Origin of the sequence: Flavobacterium sp. (assembly GCF_025352425.1) — a bacterium.
In the GTDB taxonomy this organism is placed as follows: domain Bacteria; phylum Bacteroidota; class Bacteroidia; order Flavobacteriales; family Flavobacteriaceae; genus Flavobacterium.
On record NZ_JANXTI010000065.1, the window covers coordinates 73,857 to 93,872 of the forward strand.

Here is a 20,016-nt window from a genome sequence, read left to right on the forward strand (position 1 = left end):
ACAAACGAAAACATTAACATTAATTAGAACCATTATTTACTGTTAATATTTGGTTAATTAAGAAATAATTAAGAAGTTTGCAAAATAACTAACTCAAATAAAATTAATATGAGATCGAAGTTCAAATGGATTTTTACGCTATTATTAGCGTTATCAATGCAGTTTTCGTTTGCACAAGAGAAAACTGTAACGGGTGTTGTTTCGGATAATTCTGGACCGGTACCTGGTGCAAATGTTGTCGTTAAAGGAACAACTAGAAGTACACAAACAGATTTTGATGGAAAATATTCCATTAAGGCAAAAGCAGGAGAAGTTCTTGTAATTTCTTATGTTGGTTCGTCTGACGCAAGAGTTACTGTTGGGGCTGCAAACAACGTTAACGTTAAACTTCAGGAAGGAGTGGAACTTGCCGAAGTTGTAATTCAAACCAATTTAGGTTATTTCAAGAAAGACGCTAACAAGGTTACTTCTTCAATTTCAACTGTTTCAGGTGAGGAATTTACAAAGCAGACTCCTTCGTTAGCCTTCACAAATGCGCTTCAAGGAAAAGCTGCAGGTGTACAGGTAACAGCTAGAAATGGTATGCCAGGTCAAGGCGCTTATGTTACTATTAGAGGTAACGTGAGTATTACGGGCGGATATGCAGGTGCTGCTTATGTGGTAGATGGTGCTTATGTAAGTGAATCTGAGGCTTCAGCTATTGCTCCGGGAGATATTGAAACGGTATCTGTTATTAAGGATGCTGCTGCTGCTGCTCTATATGGTGCAAAAGGAGGTAATGGTGTTGTTGTCATTACAACCAGAAGAGGTAAAACGGGTTCAAAAGCTAAATTTGAAATAACAAATTCAATTGGCTATACTGAAAGACTTAAAGATCCTTTTGACATGATGACTACAGCTCAAAAATTACAATATGAGCAAGATTTAGGTGAGGGGCCAGGTTTTGATGCTACTCCGGCTCAATTAGCCATATTACAATCGTTTGATCATAATTGGCAGAATACATTACTTAGACATGGTGCTTTACAGAATTTTAGTTTTTCTGTTAGTGGTGGGACTGAGAAAACTTCTAATTTCTTTTCATTAGGATATAATAAAGATACAGGTATTATTAAAGGAATCAAAGGTTACAATAAAATAACTGCAGCATTTAATAGTGATTACCAAGCTACGGATTATTTTAAATTTGGTTTTAGCGTTAGAGGATCTTATGAAACTAACACATTACCAAGAGATAGATACAATTCGCAAAACCCTTTTGCTGCTATGATGTGGTATAATGGTTATGAGCCTGAGTTTGATAGTGATCCTGATACTGGTGAATTAGTTTTAGATGCGGATGGTAATCCGACTTATAATTTAACACATACTGGTTTCCCTATTGGCGAAGCATTAAGAAACAATCCTGAAGAAACAAGATTTTTCAGATCATATGTAAGACCTTATATTGAGTTAAAACTATTAAAAGGATTAACTTTTAATACTAGTTTTGCTATCAATTACGAAAGATACCAAAGAGAGTATTTTAACAAACCAGGTTCTGTTCTTGATGGTTATGTGGGAGATCCAACAGCACCAGGTTCTAAAACGGATAATGGTTATGACAATATAGATATGCAATGGACTAACACTGCTAACTACAAATTTAAAATTGGTGAAAACCACAATTTTGATGTTAGAGGTCTTTATGATTATACTTATAGCAATTTTAGATCATATGCTGCCACCCGAAAAGGATTTGCAGGGGATTATCCAACAGCTGGAACTATACCAACAGCTGCCACTTCAGGAAGATCAGAAGAAGCAGCTTATGCAATTCTAGGTGTTGTTGATTATGATTATAAAGGCAAATATTTATTGTCTGTTAGTGGAAGAAATGACTGGTCTTCATTATTAGGTGCTAACACTAATAATATTTTTGCAAAAGCAGGATCCATTGGTTGGGTTGTATCCAAAGAAAGTTTCTTTAAATTCAAACCAATTACTTTCTTGAAATTAAGAGCTTCGTTAGGACAATTAAACTCAACAAACGGAGCTGTTAGATATGGAAACATATCAACTTATGTAACTACTAACTATGGTGGAGGTATAGGTACTGTATATAATAATGATAGAATTGGTAATACTTCTCTGCGATTTGAACAAGTAGAAAAATTAGATCTTGGTTTTGAAACCAGATTATTCAAAGACTATATTGCTTTAACGGCATCTTATTTTAAAGACAAAAGGAAAGCCTTCCTTTTTGCAGATGTTACTACTCCAGGAGAAGAACTCAATGTTACAAGAAATGCTGGTGACTGGGAAGCAAAAGGATTTGAAATTGAGTTAAAAGCTTTTGCAATTAAGAGCCAAGATGTAAACTTATCTTTCTATGTTAATGCTGCAAAGTTTGATAGACACATCATTAAATTGAATGATCCAACTACTGAAGCAATTAGAGGATTTACAATAAATAGAATTGGATATAGCCCGGATTCATTTTACCTAGTTCGTTACGCAGGAGTTGATTCAACAAATGGAGATGCTTTGTATTATGATGTTAATGGTGCTGTCACAAATGTGTACAGTGCTAACGATAGAGTTTTATTAGATGATAAAACTCCTTATGCAAAATATGAAGGTGGTTTCGGTATGGAATTTGAATTTAAAGGTTTTGATGTTTCTACGGACTTTGTATTCAAAGAAGGCAACTATACATATAACTTAAGATACAGAGATTTATTAACGGATGGTGTTTCTATTGCTGATAATCAAGCAGCCGCTGCTTTAGATTATTGGACTCCAACTAATACAGACGCATCACAACCAGCACCATTGCAATTATCGGGTGTTGATAATAATCAAGATTCAACAAGATTCCTAGAAGACGCAAGTTATATTCGTTTCAGAAACTTAAATTTTGGTTATACTTTTGGTAAAAAATTATTAAAAAATTTGCCTTTAGACAAAGTTAGAATCTACACACAAATGCAGAACTTACACACTTGGTCAAAATTTAATGGAGATCCTGAGATTGGTATTGGTAATGGTGAATCAGGTACTGCTATACCTGGTACATATGCTGGATATTCCTACCCTACTGTTAAGTCTGTTTTATTTGGTTTAACAATTAATTTCTAATATTAAAAAATATGAAAAAAATATTTTTATTTTCGGTTTTGTTATTGTCTTTTATTTCTTGCAATAAAGATGATATAACATTTTATCCATATAATGCTGTAAGTGATGCAACAGTTTTAGCTAAACCAGCAGACTTTACCAATGCAATTAATGGAGCTTACGCTTACATGATTAAAAGAGGTGGGGCTGATGGTTTTGGTGAAGAATTATTAATTGACTCAGAAGTTGCAACAGACAACTTGATTCTTAATCCTCAAGGCAGACAGTCCAATAAAGATGGTTTTAGATTTACTTCTACACCAAGTAGTAGCCATTTTGATTTTTATTATTCTGGTTACAGAGCTATAAATATGGCAAATTTAACATTACAAAGACTTGATGTTTTAGAAGCTGGAACTTTTAAAGATAATATTGAAGGAGAGGCAAGATTTATTCGTGCAATCAACCACTTTGAATTATTAAGAAATTATGGAAAGATTCCAACACAATCTGCTGATGCCTTGGCATCACTTGGTATTGCTTATAATGAAGTAGTTGATCCTGTTTCAAAACCTTCAAGATTAACAGTTCAGGAGTCATATGATAAGGTATTAGCTGATTTATTGATTGCAAAAGATAAAATCGGTGATAATACAATTACTACTGGTCACCCTGGAAGAGCGGCAGTTTATGCATTATTGTCTAGGGTATATTTATACATGGGACAATGGCAAAACTGTATTGATAACGCTAACTTAGCTATTTCAACTTTCTCAGGAGATGTTGCTACACGTGCTCAATTCTATACCAGCGCAACTAATGGTTTGTGGGAGGACTCTAATGCTGCGGGTGTATTGTTCAAATTGAGATTAGATGTTGTTGATGGTGTAACACCAGGAGTTGCTTATTCTCAAGCTGCAGGAGCTCAAATAAAATCAGAATATGTAGTTTCTAAAGAATTCTATGATAAATTCCTAGCTACAGATATTAGAAAAGCGGCTTACATAAAAACAGGTCCTTTTTCCGGGAATACTTATAACAACATATCTAAATATGATGGTAGAGGTACGGGAACGAGAAATCTTGTTGATATAAAAGTATTGAGAATTGAAGAAGTATATTTGAATAAAGCCGAGGCTGAATACAACCTAAACGGTGGTGGTTTAGCTTCATTAGATAAAATACGTTCCAATAGATATTCTCCATTTGTATCCGGAGGAGAAACAGGTCAGGCACTGTATGATGCCATTCAACTAGAAAGACGTTTGGAGTTTGCTTTTGAGATGGATAGATTTTATACTTTGAAAAGATTAAATTTACCAGTTGTAAGAAGTGCAACTGATGGACATTATTCTAATGGAACGGGAACACCTGCAGAATTTACCAACCTACCGGCTGGTGATTTCAGATGGCAATTTCCTATTCCACAGGATCAAATAGATATCAATGAAAATCTTCAACAAAATCCAGGTTACTAATAACTTTGATTTATAGTTTTAAAGCCGACTTTTTTAAGTCGGCTTTTTTATTTTTTTTTTGTAATTTAGCCCGAATAAAAAATTGTGTCATGAAAAAGTATTATATAATTTTATTAGTTGTTTATTTTTCTTCCTTTAATTTGTGTAATTCACAAACAAAATACAACGAGAATAGCGGTATTCAGAAATCCTATAAATTCAATAACACCGTTAATAGGGGAGAGGCTATTGCTTTTTATTTGAAAAGGAATGGCTTAGATACAGAGGTTTCTTTTGTATCAAAAAAAGAAACAACAGATCAAAGTGGAATGGTTCACCAAAGAAACCAACAATTTTACAAAGGAATTAAAATTGAATTCGGAACATTGATAACACATACCTTAAACGGGAATGTTATCTCTATCAATTCAGAGTTATATAATCCTAAATCTGTAAATAGTGTACCAACATTAACTTCACAAATTGCTTTCAATAAAGCATTGTTGAATATTGGGGCTCAAAAATACCTTTGGGAGGATAATGAGCAAGCCAAAATAATGGATTACGAAAAGCCAAATGGAGAACTGGTGTTTTTCCCAATTGTTAAAACAGGTGAGATAACATTGGCTTATAAGTTTGATATCTACTCTATAGAACCACTATCAAGAATAGAAATTTTTGTAGATGCACATTCGGGCAAAATACTATATAAAAATCCAATCATTAAACATTTATCCGAAACAACTAAAAGTATAAATGAAAATGCGATATCATTAGAGGCATTGTTAACTGGGACTGCTGCGACTAAGTATAGTGGTTCAAGAAGTATTGAAACCGTTTTTAATACCAGTTTAGGTAAATATGTTTTATCTGATATTACAAGAGGAAATGGGGTCGTGACCTATAATTGCGAAAGACTGGTTAATACGTATCAAAATGTTCACTTTCAGGATAATGATAATAATTGGACAAGCACAGAACATGCCAATTCATACTTTGACAATGCTGCTTTGGATGCCCATTGGGGTGCTGAGATGACATATGATTTTTGGAAAATCATTTTTAACCGTAATGGGTATGACAACAATAATGCAATCATTAAAAACTATGTTCATTTTCAGAGAACTGCGGCTACTTTAAGCAATGCTTTTTGGAATGGCTCTGTTATGAGCTATGGAGACGGTGTTAACAAACCATTTACTGCTATAGATATATGTGGGCATGAAATAGGACATGCTGTTTGTACCTATACAGTAAATCTTGCTTATCAAAATCAATCTGGTGCCATGAATGAAGGATATTCTGATATTTGGGGAGCCTGTATTGAACATTTTGGAAAAACCGGAAATTTTTCAGGCGTTCCAGCTGCTTCCGTATGGAAAATAGGCGAAGATATTACTAGTGGAGGTTTACGTTCTATGGTAACTCCAAATACAAATGGGGATCCAGATTGTTTTCAAGGGACAAACTGGAAAGTAACAGGAGATGAAGGAACCTGTATACCATCAGGCACATCAAATGATTATTGTGGTGTACATAGCAATAGTGGTGTTATGAATCGTTGGTTTTATGTTTTGACAATGGGTGCTTCAGGTACGAATAATGCTCCTATTGCAGATAGAGATACTTACAATGTAACAGGTATAGGAATTGTTAAATCGTCTCAAATTGCTTATTATGCAGAAAGAGATTATCTAACACCAAATTCCACTTATTTTGATGCTAGAGATGCCACAATTGAAGTAGCTAAAAGTTTGTACTGTAGTGCCAGTCCTGAAGTGGCTGGAGTTACTAATGCATGGTTTGCTGTAAATGTTGGAAATAGTTATGTTAGTGTTGCAAATGATGTTAGTCAGGAAAGCCTTCCCGTAAATAACTCTGTGAACTGTGGTGTTACAAGTGTTATACAAACTGTTAGTTTTAAAAATCTTGGGACAAGTACACTTACATCTGTTACCATATCCTATAACTTAGATGGAGGAACAAATACAAACATAGTTTGGAATGGAAGTCTTTCCACTTGCGCAACAGGGAGTCAACAAATAACAATCAACACATCAAGTTTATCGGCAGGAACACATATATTAAATGTTACTACCACTACATCAGGTGATGCAGTTGTTTCAAATAATGCTAAATCGACTTATATTTTTGTTAATCAATCAGCAAGTGTTAACCAGATAAATACATTTGAATCAGCATCAGATAATTTATTGGCGTCTAATGAACCTATTTCTGTTTTGTCAGTTTGGCAAAGAGGTATTATGAACAAGCCCAATTTAACAGACAGCTCAAATGTATATGCCACTGGTTTAACGAATCCTTATCCATCGGACACCAAATCTTACCTAACTTCAAGATGCTATGACTTGTCCCAGGCACAAAATCCTATTTTAAAGTTTGATATGGCGTTTGATTTACAATACAGTGCTGATATTTTGTACATGCAATATTCAGCGAATGGAGGTAATTCATGGAATTTATTAGGTACAGATTCGAATACTAATTGGTATACAAGTAACTCAGGTTGTGCAAATTGCATTGGCAGTGAATGGACGGGTGATGCAGGTAGTATGAATGCAAGTGGTTCAACCAATGGCACAAAAAGGGAATATAGTTATGATCTTTCCGCATTTGGTGCTACATCGCCAAGTCCGCAGTCAAATATGTTATTCAGATTTGTTTTCCAATCAGATGCTACAGATAGCTACGATGGGGCACTTATAGATAATTTCGTAATTGAAACTTCATTAGGTACTAATGAATTTTTAATTAACGATACTAACATATATCCAAACCCGGTAAAAGGAATTTTAAATTACACTATTAGTGATCAGGTTGTTTTAACCGCCATTACCATTCATGATGTTTCGGGTAAAGAGATATACAAATCAGGAAATACGATTAATAACGTAATAGACGTTTCCAGCCTTTCTTCGGGAGTTTATTTTGTAACATTTAAATCTGACAAAGGTTCGGTTAGTAAGAAATTTATTAAAGAGTAACTTTTAATCAATTATATTAAAAAAACCATCCCAGTTAATTGGGGTGGTTTTTTTATGATTTTATTACAAATAGTTTTGTGTATTTTTGCTCCGTAATATTTTAAGATGAAATACTTATTAACCGTACTCTTTTTATTGATTGTTTCAGTTGGTTTTTCTCAGGATGGTCAAACTGTTGCTGCTAAAAGCGTCCCAAAGAAGCAACCTAAAGCAGCTTTCAACCAATATAGGATTATCACGTTGCAAAAGGATACTACTTATGTAGACACTTCTTTGACCATCAAAAAAGAATACGAATACAATTATTTGCGCAAGGACATTTTCGGGCTTCTGCCTTTTGCTAACGAAGGGCAAACCTATACAGTTCTCGATTTCGGATTGAAAAACTTTAATTCCTTTCCTGAAATTGGCTTTTCAGGGAAACAATTTAATTATTTAGGGGTTAACGATATTAAATATTATTCTGTCGCAACGCCGGTTACCGAGTTGTATTTCAAAACCGTGATGGAACAAGGACAATCTCTTGATGCTTTTATTACGGTAAATACTTCGGAACGATTTAACATGTCAGTTGCTTTCAAAGGATTGCGTTCTTTGGGAAAATATATCAACCAACTTTCAAGCACAGGAAATTTTAGGTTTACGTCAAGTTATAATACGCTGAACAAAAGGTATTATCTAAATTTTCATTTCACCGGACAGGATTTTTTAAATGGAGAAAACGGCGGAATTACTACCATTGAGAATTTCGAAAGCGCGGATGGAGCCTATTCAAACCGCGCCCGACTTGAAGTATACTTAAAGGATGCCAAATCTTTTATGAAGGGTAAAAGGATTTTCTTTGATCATAATTTCAGGATTAATGCCAAAAAGGCCGATAACAATTTATACATAACACACCAATTCAATTACGAAAACAAATTCTTTGAATACAATCAACAAACGGTTCTTTCTACTGTTGGCGATCTCGATGACGTAAAACGTTTTGGCACTTCCTATGTTACTTCAAACATTAATGACCACACACGTTATAACAGATTGTATAATAAAGTTGGCGCCATTTATGAAAATTCGTTGCTTGGAAAATTCCAGTTTTTTGCCGAGAATTTCAGGTATAATTATTACTACGACAAAATATTGATTTTAAATTCAGGAACAATTCCAAGTTCTTTGAATGACGAGATCAACACTGTTGGTGGGCAATACGACTACAGAAAAAACAAATGGAACGGAACCTTTACTTATTCCAATTCGATTTCTAATCAGCCGATGTCAAATTTTGATGCCAAACTGAACTATAAACTCAATGATAAAAACGAGTTTGTTTTTCAATACCAAATGATAAGTAAAATTCCGGATCATATTTATAATCTGTATCAAAGTAGTTATGTTGATTATAATTGGTACAATGATTTCAAAAATGAAAAAATAAATAACATCGAAGCTACGGCCAAAACCCAATGGCTTGATGCTTCATTGCAGGTAAGTTCCATCAATGACCATTTGTATTTTAGCAACGATGCCACCGACCCGCAGCAGCAAATTATCTCGCCAAAACAATACGATAAAACCATTAATTACTTGTCGGTGAAAGTAAGCCGCGAATTCAAATGGTGGAAATTGGCTTTAGACAATACAGTATTATATCAGCAGGTTGACCAACAAGATGACGTGCTGAATGTACCAAAAATCGTGACCAGGAATTCACTTTACTTTACCAACTATTACTTCAAAAAAGCACTGTATCTGCAAACGGGTTTTACGTTTAATTATTTTACCAAATATTATATTAACGATTACAATCCGGTAACTACCGAAGCGTTTGTGCAGAATCAAACAAAAGTTGGTGATTTTCCCATGCTGGATTTCTTTATCAATGCAAGGATTCGTCAGACCAGGATTTTCTTAAAAGCAGAACATTTCAACTCCAAAATAACAGGAAACAATTTCTACACAGCACCAAATTATCCGTATCGTGATTTCATGATCCGGTTTGGTTTGGTTTGGAATTTCTTTCAATAAAGTCATTGCGAAGCTCGAAACAATCTAGAACGAAAGGTTCGGGCATTATCAGCCGGCGTAATTCCTGCTTTACGGTTTGCACGGCAAACTCTCCAATCAGGGTTAGTTATTAAACCATTTTATTTTTTGTAAACAAAAACATACCTGACTGCCACTGGCAGTCCTCCACTTAATATCAAATAATCAGGGTTAGACGATAATCCATTTGAATTTTTGGAAACCGTCAAAATAGACAGTACATTTGTCGAAAATAAGAAGAAAATCTTTTTTCTTTCTTCTTTACTCTATTCTCTAAATAATGAAATACGCAGAAAACATATTAGGAACTATCGGTAACACGCCATTAGTAAAGCTTAACAAAGTTATAGAAGGAATTGACGCCTTGGTTTTAGCCAAAGTAGAAACCTTCAATCCGGGAAATTCCACCAAAGACAGAATGGCTGTTAAAATGGTTGAAGATGCCGAAGCTGACGGAAGATTAAAACCAGGAGGAACCATCATCGAAGGAACATCAGGAAATACAGGAATGGGCTTAGCACTTGCTGCCATTGTAAAAGGTTACAAATGTATTTTTGTAATTACAGATAAACAATCCAAGGAAAAGATGGATATTCTACGTGCTGTTGGCGCTAAAGTTATTGTTTGCCCTACAGATGTTGAACCAACTGACCCGCGTTCGTATTATTCCGTATCCAAAAGATTAGGCACCGAAATTCCAAATTCATGGTACGTAAATCAATATGACAATCCATCAAATGCCCAGGCACATTACGAACAAACCGGACCTGAAATTTGGGAACAAACCGATGGGAAGGTTACACATTTCGTCGTTGGAGTGGGAACTGGCGGAACTATTTCCGGAATTGGAAAATATCTGAAAGAAAAAAATCCAAATATTAAGGTATGGGGAATTGATACCTATGGTTCTGTATTTAAAAAATACCATGAAACGGGAATTTTTGACGAGAACGAAATCTATTCGTATATCACCGAAGGTATTGGAGAAGATATCTTGCCAAAAAATGTAGACTTTTCAATCATTGACGGTTTTACCAAAGTAACCGATAAAGATGCTGCAGTTTACACAAGAAGAATTGCCTTGGAAGAGGGAATTTTTGTGGGTAACTCTGCGGGGTCATGTGTAAAAGGATTACTCCAGTTAAAAGAGCATTTTACTAAAGACGATGTCGTGGTGGTTTTATTCCACGATTCGGGAAGTCGCTATGTTGGGAAAATGTTCAATGATGATTGGATGCGTGAAAGAGGCTTTTTGGACGAAAACATTACAACAGCTGAAGACGTTATCAAAGATCACAAAGACAAACCGTTGGTAATTGTGCGTACAGAAGAATTGGTTTCACATGCTATCGAGCGCTTGAAAAAATATAATATTTCTCAGATTCCGGTAATTGATATCACTGGTTTTGTGGGAAGCTTAGATGAAACAGATTTGTTCAGAAGTTACGTAGAAGACAGCGATATTGCTGACAAGCCAATTCGTGAGATCATGGGTAAACCTTATCCAATTGTGAAAGCAAATACGCCAATTGAAGAACTGTCTAAGTTAATCAACAAAGATAACCAAGCCGTTTTGGTAGATTTAGGCAACGGAAAACATCACATTATTACGAAACACGATATTATCAGCTCTATCAAGTAATTTTTAGAAGCAAGATATAAGAGGCAAGAAGCAAGAGTAATATCTTTTTTCTTGCCTCTTTTTTCTTTTATTTAATTCTTATTCTCCAATCAAAACTCCCGAAACATTCCAGAAACTGAAACTGCTTCCTTCAGGTAATCCTTGCGGAATCTTAATTTGTATGGTATGAGTTCCTGCTTCTAAGTTTCCTAAATCAATAAAAATTGGATTGGTTACCGTTCCCGGACACCAATTTGCCCGACTGTAATCGGATGATGATAATCCGTTAGGGAAATTTCCAGATGCTGGATTTGACAAACGATAGGAACCACAATCTTGTCGCCAGGGCGTAAAACTAAATGTTGCAGCACCGTCTAAATAAATTGAGTTTTTCTTTGTCACAAATTCATCTCCATTTTCCCAACCGCCGTGACCTGTAGCTATGTAACGAAGTTTGCAGTTTTTCATTGGCTTGTTTAATTTGAAAGTAACTTCCAAACCTTTATCTGAACTAAACATCGTTCCATATTCCTGCCCGGCCATTTCCATAATATTAGTAGTGCAGAAAAGAGGAACAATTAGAGTTGGAATAACTTTGCTTTCTTCTTCATGAATCGTAATATTAGCCGACACTTTGTGACCGCCTTTGTCATAATTACCAATATTGATTCCAATCCAAACTTCCTGATTGCTCAACAAGGTTCTCAAATCGGAAACATCCTGACGATACAGCACATTTTCTGCCCATGTTTTATCCTTAAGTTGTAATGTGTTGTATTGCTTTACGCCAAAAGGAGTAAAGAACCGCATCAATTCTACAATCGGGCTATAATCTTCTGTTGCAACAACTCCTTGATATTCCTTTCCATTTCCGTTGTTATACATTGGTAATGTTTTTGCTCCGTTTTTTAAGCCATCCAAAAATGACTTTCCTCTATCCGTCGGGATAATGAAAAATGAACCCGTTCTGTCGTAAGCATCGCCATTGGATTGTTCCGTTACGTCTACAAAAATCTGGCTACCAACTTTTATTTGTGGAATTTTAATCTTTCTAACAGCAATAGTTCCATTAGCAAATCGAAGAATAGTATCGTTTGATTTGGAAGCATCCGAAAAGTTGATAATTTGGTCTTTAAAAACATTGATTGTAGTAAAGCGGCTTTTCCACAGCAAGTCTTTATAAGTTAAGGCATCAACTTCTTTACCGCGTATTTCGGTAGTATCTAAATCTTTATTTTTTTCTATTTTAACTGCTGATATTACAAAATTTCCATTTCGTATTATTTCCAATACCAAACCTAAATTTTGTCCCAAGATTATTGGAGAACCTTTTACTTTTAAATCATTCGTATACCACAACTCAATCGTATTAGAGTTGACAATGGTCTTTGCTTTTTTGCAGGTATAACCTAATATTTTTTTTGTTTCATTCAAATAATCGAAAGTCTGTGCAGCTAATGAAACGGTATCTTTCGTATAAATCACGCCACGTTTTAAGGAGGCAAACTGCTTAAAAGAATTAGTTGTCCTATTTATCCAGGTATGCTCAAAAGGATAAGTTTCATTTTGATTATTAATGTTTTCAGTCATCAATAGCGTATGTGTGGTTCCGGCAAAAACAACAATTCGATCTTGTTCCTCAATCAAACTCCCGTTAGAACTTTTCAGGTAACTGATTTTATAACTTTGTGAAAATAATTTTGTGGTAACTATCAACAAAACAAATAAAAGTAAATTTTTCATTACAAAATGATTTTTATTAAAGTAAATTTCTTACTTTAGATGAAAATTTGGAAACGTGAAAGAAGATTTTCTCCATTATTTATGGCAATATAAGAAGTTTGACTTTTCTAACCTAACAACCGTTTCCGGAGAATTATTAACGATAACGCATTGTGGTAATTATTTGCAACAAAGTGGACCGGATTTTTTTAACGCTCAAATTGTTATAGGAAATCAAAAATGGGCCGGAAATATTGAAATCCATATAAAATCTTCTGATTGGTATCTGCATCATCACGAGAAAGACCCGAATTATGAGAATGTAATTCTGCATGTCGTTTGGAACCACGACACGCCAGTCTTCAGAAAAGACAATTCTGAAATTCCTGTTTTGGAACTTAAGAATTACATATCTAAAAAAGATTTAGAAAATTATCAGGCATTAGTGTCGCCAAAATCCTGGATTTATTGTGAAAGTCAAATTGCGACTGTTGATAGTTTTGTTTTGTTGAATTGGCAGCAACGGTTATTTATTGAAAGGCTGGAACGAAAATATATTCCGATTGAACAATTGCTAGAGGAGACAGAAAATAATTGGGAAGCGGTTTTGTTTTGTATGCTGGCAAAGAACTTCGGGTTGAATACCAATGGAGAAACGTTCTTTAAAATAGCCAAATCATTTCCGTTTTCAATAATTAGAAAGGAAAGTGCTGAAGTCGAAAATTTAGAAAGCCTACTTTTTGGAACAGCCGATTTATTTCCGTTCGATATTCAGGACAACTATACTAAAGATTTAAAAAACCGATTTGAATATACCTCTCAAAAGCACAAGTTGAAAAAGATAATCATTGAACCTGTTCAGTTTTTTAAACATAGGCCCGATAATTTTCCGACGATACGGTTGGCACAATTGGCAATGTTATATCATAAACAGCAAAATTTATTTTCGAAAGTGATTGCCTCTAAAACGTTAAAAGAGTTACATCAACTATTTGAAATTACAATTTCTGAATATTGGCAAACGCATTATCAGTTTGATAAAGAAAGTCCAAAGAAGAAAAAACAGTTTTCCAAGTCATTCATCGATTTGCTGGTCATCAACACCATTGTCCCAATTCAGTTTGCGTATGCCAAAAGTCATGGAAAAGAGACATCGGAATCTTTACTGGATTTACTTCGGGAAATTGCTGCCGAGAAAAATATAATTATAGAAAAATTTTCCAATTTTGGAATTAAAGCAAAGAATGCTTTTGAAGCCCAATCGTTATTGCAACTCAAAAACGAGTATTGCAATTACAGTAAATGTTTACAATGCGTTGTTGGAATTCAACTTTTAAAATCGTAATTTTAATTTTTAAATAAAACGAATGTCAGTAGTTATTCAATTAAAATATTTCTTCGAAAAATACGGTTTTGATGTTTCTTCCCGTTTGGCGGATAAGCTTGGAATGCGGGCTTCCAATGTGCGTTTGTTTTTTATCTACATCACTTTCGTAACGGCCGGTTTGTGGTTTGGGGTGTATCTTACTTTAGCTTTTTGGATTAGGTTGAAAGATTTGATTCGGGGCAAACGAACGTCTGTTTTTGATTTGTAAAGTTTGGAAACAAATGATTCAATAATAAAATCCTTTTTAACCTATTCGAAAAGTCAACGGATTGGAATCCTATTGTTTTTTGGGATTATCATTCTGGTTCAGGGAATTTATTTTTTCTATGACTTTACAATTAAGGAAACCATTGACAAAGAACAATTTAAATGGTTGGCGAATCAAAGCACAATAGATAGTTTAAAAGGCAATAACAAAAATTATAAACCAACTATTTATCCCTTCAATCCCAATTTCATAACTGATTTCAAAGGATACAAACTCGGAATGTCTGTTGATGAAATCGATCGCTTACTTGCCTTTAGAAATCAAAATAAATTTGTTAATTCTGCCGAAGAATTTCAGGCAGTGACAAAAGTTTCCGATTCTTTACTGCGAACCTTTTCGCCTTATTTTAAATTTCCGGATTGGGTTACTAATAAAAAGAACAGTTTTCAAACATTTGCAAAAAAAGATTTTTCAAAGCCGGAAAAAGTCATTGTTATGGATATTAATGAGGCTTCAAAAGAAGATTTGATGAAGGTTTATGGAATTGGTGATAAAATTTCCGATAGAATTTTGGGTGAGAAACAAAAATATGGCGCTTTCGTTTCTATAGAACAGATGAATGATATTTGGGGATTGTCACCAGAAGTAATAGAAAAACTGAAAACATCTTTTGTGATAAAATCAACCGTAAATGCCAAAAAGATTAATATTAATAATGCGTCAGTCAAAGAGTTAAGTCAATTCCCCTTTTTCAGATATCAATTAGCAAAGGATATTGTTATTTACAGAACCATGAAAGGCGAAATTAAGATTGAGGATTTGACAAAAATTAAAGGTTTTCCCGTAGAAAAAATCAAGATAATAGCCTTATATTTGGAATTCTAAAATTAAGATAAAAATAGCCTTAGTTATATGAATTCAATTTACTTTACAGAAGAACACGAATTATTCAGAGCCAGTTTGAAAGATTTTTTGCGTACCGAGGTAGTTCCGCATATTGAGAAATGGGAAAAAACTGGAACGATTGAGCGCTTTATTTGGAAGAAGTTTGGTGAAATGGGCTTTTTTGGACTGGCATATCCTGAAGCTTATGGTGGATTGAATCTTGATCTGTTTTATACCGTAGTGTTCCTGGAAGAACTTCAAAAAATAAAATCTTCGGGCTTTGCAGCTGCCATGTGGGCACACGCTTATTTAGCAATGACGCATCTAAATGCCGAAGGAGATGAACGAATTAAACAGAATTATTTAGCGCCAAGTATTTCCGGAGATAAAATAGGTGCTTTGTGTATTTCTGAACCTTTTGGTGGTAGTGATGTTGCAGGTATGCGAACAACTGCCGTTAAAAAAGGAAATAAATATATTATAACCGGATCTAAAACATTTATTACTAATGGGATATACGCCGATTATTATGTAGTGGCGGCAAAAACAAGTCCGGATTTAGGGAATAAAGGAATAAGTATGTTCCTAATGGATACAAACTTAAAAGGAATTACGGCTACAAAGTTGGATAAACTAGGATGGAGAGCTTCAGATACTGCTGAGATTGCTTTTGATAATGTTGAAATTCCTGAAGAAAATTTAATGGGAGAAGAAGGAAAAGGATTTCCTTATATTATGCAGCATTTCGCTTTAGAAAGATTAATTATGGCAATAAATGCACACGCAAGAGCCGAATATGCTATAGAATATACCATAGATTACATGTCGCAAAGACAAGCGTTTGGAACTACAATCAATAAGTTTCAGGCATTAAGACATACCATGGTTGACCATGCCACAGAAGTAGAACATTGTAAAGTGTTTAATTACGCTGCTGTTGCTCGATTAAACAAAGGCGAATATGTAGTAAAAGAAGCTACTATGGCTAAATTAAAATCTACAAAAGTAGCCGATGAAGCAATTTACAGTTGTTTGCAAATGTTGGGCGGTTATGGTTATATGGAAGAATATCCATTGGCTCGTTTATTAAGAGACAGCCGTTTAGGACCAATAGGTGGTGGAACTTCAGAAATTCTTAGAGAAATCTTGTCAAAAATGATTATTGACAAACAAAACTATAAGCCGGCGGTGAAGTAGGGTTGAGAAAATAATGAATAGAGAATAGAAAATGACCAAATTTGCAGGATTGTGATTTGGTCTTTTTTATTTGCGTTAGAGATTGAAGCAAAGTGCCATGCACTGCGGAAAGCGCGACCCGAAGGGAAACGCCAAAATAATTTAAAATTTATAATTCATAATTCAAAATAATTATTACTTTTGCACCCTTAACGAGAGGAGGTGTCTATATTATGTTAATTATACCAATTAAAGACGGAGAAAATATCGATAGAGCATTAAAGCGCTATAAAAGAAAATTTGATAAGACCGGAACTGTTCGTCAGTTGCGTTCACGTCAGGCTTTCATCAAACCTTCAGTGGTAAAAAGAGCACAAGTTCAAAAAGCTGCTTATATCCAGAACATGAAAGACGGATTAGAAAGTTAGTCACTAACTTTTCTGAAAATATACTAACCGTTAGTTATTAAAGTTTTATAACTTTGATGCTAACGGTTTTTTTATGGAGAATTCTAAAAATAAGTTTCTTGATTATCTATTGTTAGAGAAAAATTACTCTCAGCATACGGTCACTGCTTATATAAATGATTTAGGTTTTTTTGAATCTTTTTTAGCTAATGAATACGATGATGATAATTTGCTTACCGTAAATTACAACCAAATCCGGTCCTGGATTGTTTCACTCTCTGATGATGGAATTTCAAATACTTCGATTAACAGAAAAATTTCTTCACTAAAATCGTTCTATAAATTTTTGCTAAAGACAAAGCAAATTGATTCAAGTCCGCTCTTAAAACACAAAGCATTAAAAGCACCAAAAAAAATCCAAATTCCTTTTTCGGAAAAGGAACTGGATATGGTTTTGAATCAAATAATCTATAAAGAAGGATATGAAGGTATAAGGGATAAATTAATAGTCGACCTGTTTTATACTACCGGAATAAGAAGAACAGAATTAATAAATTTAAAATTAAAGAACATTGATTTGACGAGCCATACTATCAAAGTATTGGGAAAAAGAAACAAAGAAAGAATAATTCCAATTTTAACAATAATTGAAGAACAGGTAAAAAAATATTTGTCTGAAAGATCAAGTATTCAAGATGTTAAAGATGGCGATTTTTTTTTCCTACTATTAAATGGAGTTAAATTAAACGATTCGTTTGTTTATCGGTTAATAAATTATTACTTTAGTAATGTCTCAGAGAAGGTAAAAAAAAGTCCCCATATATTAAGGCACACTTTTGCGACACACCTTCTAAATAATGGGGCAGACATAAATTCAGTAAAGGAATTATTAGGACATTCTAGTTTAGCTTCGACACAAGTTTACACACACAATAGTTTAGCCGAACTCCAAAAAGTATATAATGGTGCTCATCCTAGAAATAAAAAATAATTCTAAATGTTTAATTAATAAAATAGTAGATTATGAAGGTAAGTGTTAATGCGGTTAATTTTGCTGTTGACAGAAAGCTAGTAGATTTTATTCAAGAACGATTGAGTAAACTAGAGAAATTTTATGATAAAGTTGTCTCAGCTGACGTTTTTTTGAAGGTTGAAAAGACAAGTGATAAAGAAAATAAAGTAGTTGAGGTTAAAATTCATGTACCAGGAGACGATTTTATGGTAAAAAAGCAATGCAAAACTTTTGAGGAAGCAATAGAGGTTTCGGCAGAATCATTAGAGCGATTATTGATTAAAAGAAAAGAAAAAATCAGAACACATATTTAAAATAATTTTTTTCAAAAAATGTTTTGATTAAAAGACAAAAACATATACATTTGCAGTCCGTTAGAAATAGCGGACTTTTTTTATTGATATTGCCAGCGTAGCTCAGTTGGCTAGAGCAGCTGATTTGTAATCAGCAGGTCGTGGGTTCGAGTCCCTCCGCCGGCTCTTTTTTTTATTGAAATATGGTTAGGGGAGATACTCAAGCGGCCAACGAGGGCAGACTGTAAATCTGCTGTGAGAACTTCGCAGGTTCGAATCCTGCTCTCCCCACAAACTTTAAAAAAGGATTTATCCGAAAGTTCACTTTCGAGTAAATCTGTTTTAAAGTTTGGATAAGGCAACGCCTTATCAGGATCATCGCCGAAGGCGGTAATCCCATCAGGATTGTCAAGTTGATAATCCAAAAATGGAATTTAGAAATGGGAATTTGGTCTTTCTGAATCCTAATATCTAACTTCTGGACTAGGCATTAGCCGACTTAGCTCAGGGGTAGAGTGCTTCCTTGGTAAGGAAGAGGTCACGGGTTCAATTCCCGTAGTTGGCTCAAATTAAAAATTGAACACTAATAAATATATATAACTAAGTTTAAAATTAATTAAAATGGCAAAAGAAAATTTTAATCGTAACAAGCCACACCTTAATATTGGTACAATTGGGCACGTGGATCACGGAAAAACTACATTAACGGCTGCAATTACAAAAGTATTATCAGATGCAGGTTACTGTCAAGCAAAATCATTTGATCAAATTGATAATGCTCCAGAAGAAAAAGAAAGAGGTATTACTATCAATACATCACACGTTGAGTATGAAACAGCTAACCGTCACTATGCACACGTTGACTGTCCAGGTCACGCGGATTATGTAAAGAACATGGTTACTGGTGCTGCTCAAATGGATGGTGCTATTTTGGTAGTAGCTGCTACTGACGGACCAATGCCACAAACTCGTGAGCACATCCTTTTAGGTCGTCAGGTAGGTATTCCAAGAATCGTTGTATTCATGAATAAAGTGGATATGGTTGATGATGAAGAGTTATTAGAACTTGTTGAAATGGAAATCAGAGATTTATTATCTTTCTATGATTATGATGGAGATAATAGCCCTGTAATTCAAGGTTCAGCTTTAGGTGGATTGAATAATGATCCAGCTTGGACTCCAAAAATTCTTGAATTGATGGCTGCTGTTGATGTCTGGATTGAAGAGCCAGTTCGTGACGTAGCAAAACCATTTTTGATGCCGGTTGAAGATGTATTTACAATTACTGGTCGTGGAACTGTTGCTACAGGTCGTATAGAAACTGGTATTTGTAATACAGGGGATCCTGTTGAAATCATCGGGATGGGTGCTGAGAAATTAACTTCTACAGTAACAGGAATCGAAATGTTCCGTCAAATCTTAGATAGAGGTGAGGCTGGAGATAATGCAGGTATCTTGTTAAGAGGTGTTGCAAAAGAAGATATTAAAAGAGGAATGGTTATTTGTAAGCCAGGTTCTGTTAAACCACACGCTAAATTTAAAGCAGAGGTTTATATCTTGAAAAAAGAAGAAGGTGGTCGTCATACACCATTCCATAATAATTACCGTCCACAGTTTTACGTTCGTACTACTGACGTAACAGGAGTTATTACTCTACCTACAGGAGTTGAAATGGTTATGCCTGGTGATAACTTAACTATTGAT

14 protein-coding genes and 3 tRNA genes are annotated in these 20,016 nt (G+C 34.5%); 16 read left to right on the top strand and 1 reads right to left on the bottom strand.

Features of this window, described 5'->3' with window-relative positions:
• The first annotated feature begins 108 nt into the window (after nucleotides 1-108).
• The 5 genes from Q0Q99_RS09010 (at nucleotide 109) to Q0Q99_RS09030 (ending at nucleotide 11,243) form a co-directional block, all read left to right on the top strand.
• Nucleotides 109-3,120, top strand: a complete 3,012-nt coding sequence (locus Q0Q99_RS09010; protein ID WP_293894583.1) for a SusC/RagA family TonB-linked outer membrane protein — start codon at nucleotides 109-111, stop codon at nucleotides 3,118-3,120.
• Nucleotides 3,121-3,131: 11 nt separating this feature from the next.
• Complete coding sequence (locus Q0Q99_RS09015; protein WP_293894586.1) at nucleotides 3,132-4,577, top strand: RagB/SusD family nutrient uptake outer membrane protein; 1,446 nt, start codon at nucleotides 3,132-3,134, stop codon at nucleotides 4,575-4,577.
• An 89-nt stretch (nucleotides 4,578-4,666) separates the two neighbouring features.
• Nucleotides 4,667-7,561, top strand: a complete 2,895-nt coding sequence (locus Q0Q99_RS09020; protein WP_293894589.1) for a M4 family metallopeptidase — start codon at nucleotides 4,667-4,669, stop codon at nucleotides 7,559-7,561.
• A gap of 105 nt (nucleotides 7,562-7,666) precedes the next feature.
• Entirely contained in the window at nucleotides 7,667-9,583 is a 1,917-nt protein-coding gene (locus Q0Q99_RS09025) for a putative porin (protein WP_293894592.1), read from the top strand.
• A 298-nt stretch (nucleotides 9,584-9,881) separates the two neighbouring features.
• On the top strand, nucleotides 9,882-11,243 hold the full coding sequence (locus tag Q0Q99_RS09030; RefSeq protein ID WP_293894595.1) for a pyridoxal-phosphate dependent enzyme: 1,362 nt from the start codon (nucleotides 9,882-9,884) through the stop codon (nucleotides 11,241-11,243).
• Nucleotides 11,244-11,321: 78 nt separating this feature from the next.
• Here Q0Q99_RS09030 and Q0Q99_RS09035 read toward each other — a convergent pair whose 3' ends face one another.
• On the bottom strand, nucleotides 11,322-12,965 hold the full coding sequence (locus tag Q0Q99_RS09035) for a PNGase F N-terminal domain-containing protein (RefSeq protein WP_293894597.1): 1,644 nt from the start codon (nucleotides 12,963-12,965) through the stop codon (nucleotides 11,322-11,324).
• 55 nt (nucleotides 12,966-13,020) lie between these two features.
• On the opposite strand from Q0Q99_RS09035, the gene Q0Q99_RS09040 reads away from it, so the two are divergent.
• From Q0Q99_RS09040 to tuf, 11 genes are all read left to right on the top strand, one after another.
• Nucleotides 13,021-14,289 carry a DUF2851 family protein gene (locus Q0Q99_RS09040; protein ID WP_293894599.1) on the top strand — a complete coding sequence of 423 codons (1,269 nt, stop codon included), beginning with the start codon at nucleotides 13,021-13,023 and terminating at the stop codon, nucleotides 14,287-14,289.
• A 22-nt stretch (nucleotides 14,290-14,311) separates the two neighbouring features.
• The gene (locus tag Q0Q99_RS09045) at nucleotides 14,312-14,539 is read left to right on the top strand and encodes a PspC domain-containing protein (protein WP_293894601.1); all 228 of its coding nucleotides are present in this window, start codon (nucleotides 14,312-14,314) and stop codon (nucleotides 14,537-14,539) included.
• Between the two features lie 3 nt (nucleotides 14,540-14,542).
• The gene (locus Q0Q99_RS09050; RefSeq protein WP_293894604.1) at nucleotides 14,543-15,424 is read left to right on the top strand and encodes a helix-hairpin-helix domain-containing protein; all 882 of its coding nucleotides are present in this window, start codon (nucleotides 14,543-14,545) and stop codon (nucleotides 15,422-15,424) included.
• Nucleotides 15,425-15,451: 27 nt separating this feature from the next.
• The gene (locus tag Q0Q99_RS09055; protein WP_293894607.1) at nucleotides 15,452-16,621 is read left to right on the top strand and encodes an acyl-CoA dehydrogenase family protein; all 1,170 of its coding nucleotides are present in this window, start codon (nucleotides 15,452-15,454) and stop codon (nucleotides 16,619-16,621) included.
• 212 nt (nucleotides 16,622-16,833) lie between these two features.
• Nucleotides 16,834-17,028 (top strand): 30S ribosomal protein S21, encoded by a 195-nt coding sequence (gene rpsU, locus Q0Q99_RS09060; protein WP_293894610.1) that lies wholly within the window; start codon nucleotides 16,834-16,836, stop codon nucleotides 17,026-17,028.
• A 73-nt stretch (nucleotides 17,029-17,101) separates the two neighbouring features.
• Entirely contained in the window at nucleotides 17,102-17,998 is an 897-nt protein-coding gene (locus Q0Q99_RS09065) for a tyrosine-type recombinase/integrase (protein ID WP_293894612.1), read from the top strand.
• Between the two features lie 32 nt (nucleotides 17,999-18,030).
• A complete protein-coding gene (gene raiA / locus Q0Q99_RS09070; RefSeq protein WP_293894615.1) occupies nucleotides 18,031-18,333 on the top strand; it encodes a ribosome-associated translation inhibitor RaiA in 303 nt (100 codons plus the stop codon).
• A 91-nt stretch (nucleotides 18,334-18,424) separates the two neighbouring features.
• Nucleotides 18,425-18,498, top strand: a tRNA-Thr gene (locus tag Q0Q99_RS09075).
• Between the two features lie 24 nt (nucleotides 18,499-18,522).
• A tRNA-Tyr gene (locus tag Q0Q99_RS09080) sits at nucleotides 18,523-18,603 on the top strand.
• Between the two features lie 202 nt (nucleotides 18,604-18,805).
• Nucleotides 18,806-18,877: transfer RNA gene (locus Q0Q99_RS09085), tRNA-Thr, on the top strand.
• 56 nt (nucleotides 18,878-18,933) lie between these two features.
• Nucleotides 18,934-20,016 (top strand): elongation factor Tu (tuf, locus tag Q0Q99_RS09090; protein ID WP_293894618.1); only part of this gene is annotated, 1,083 nt, incomplete at its 3' end.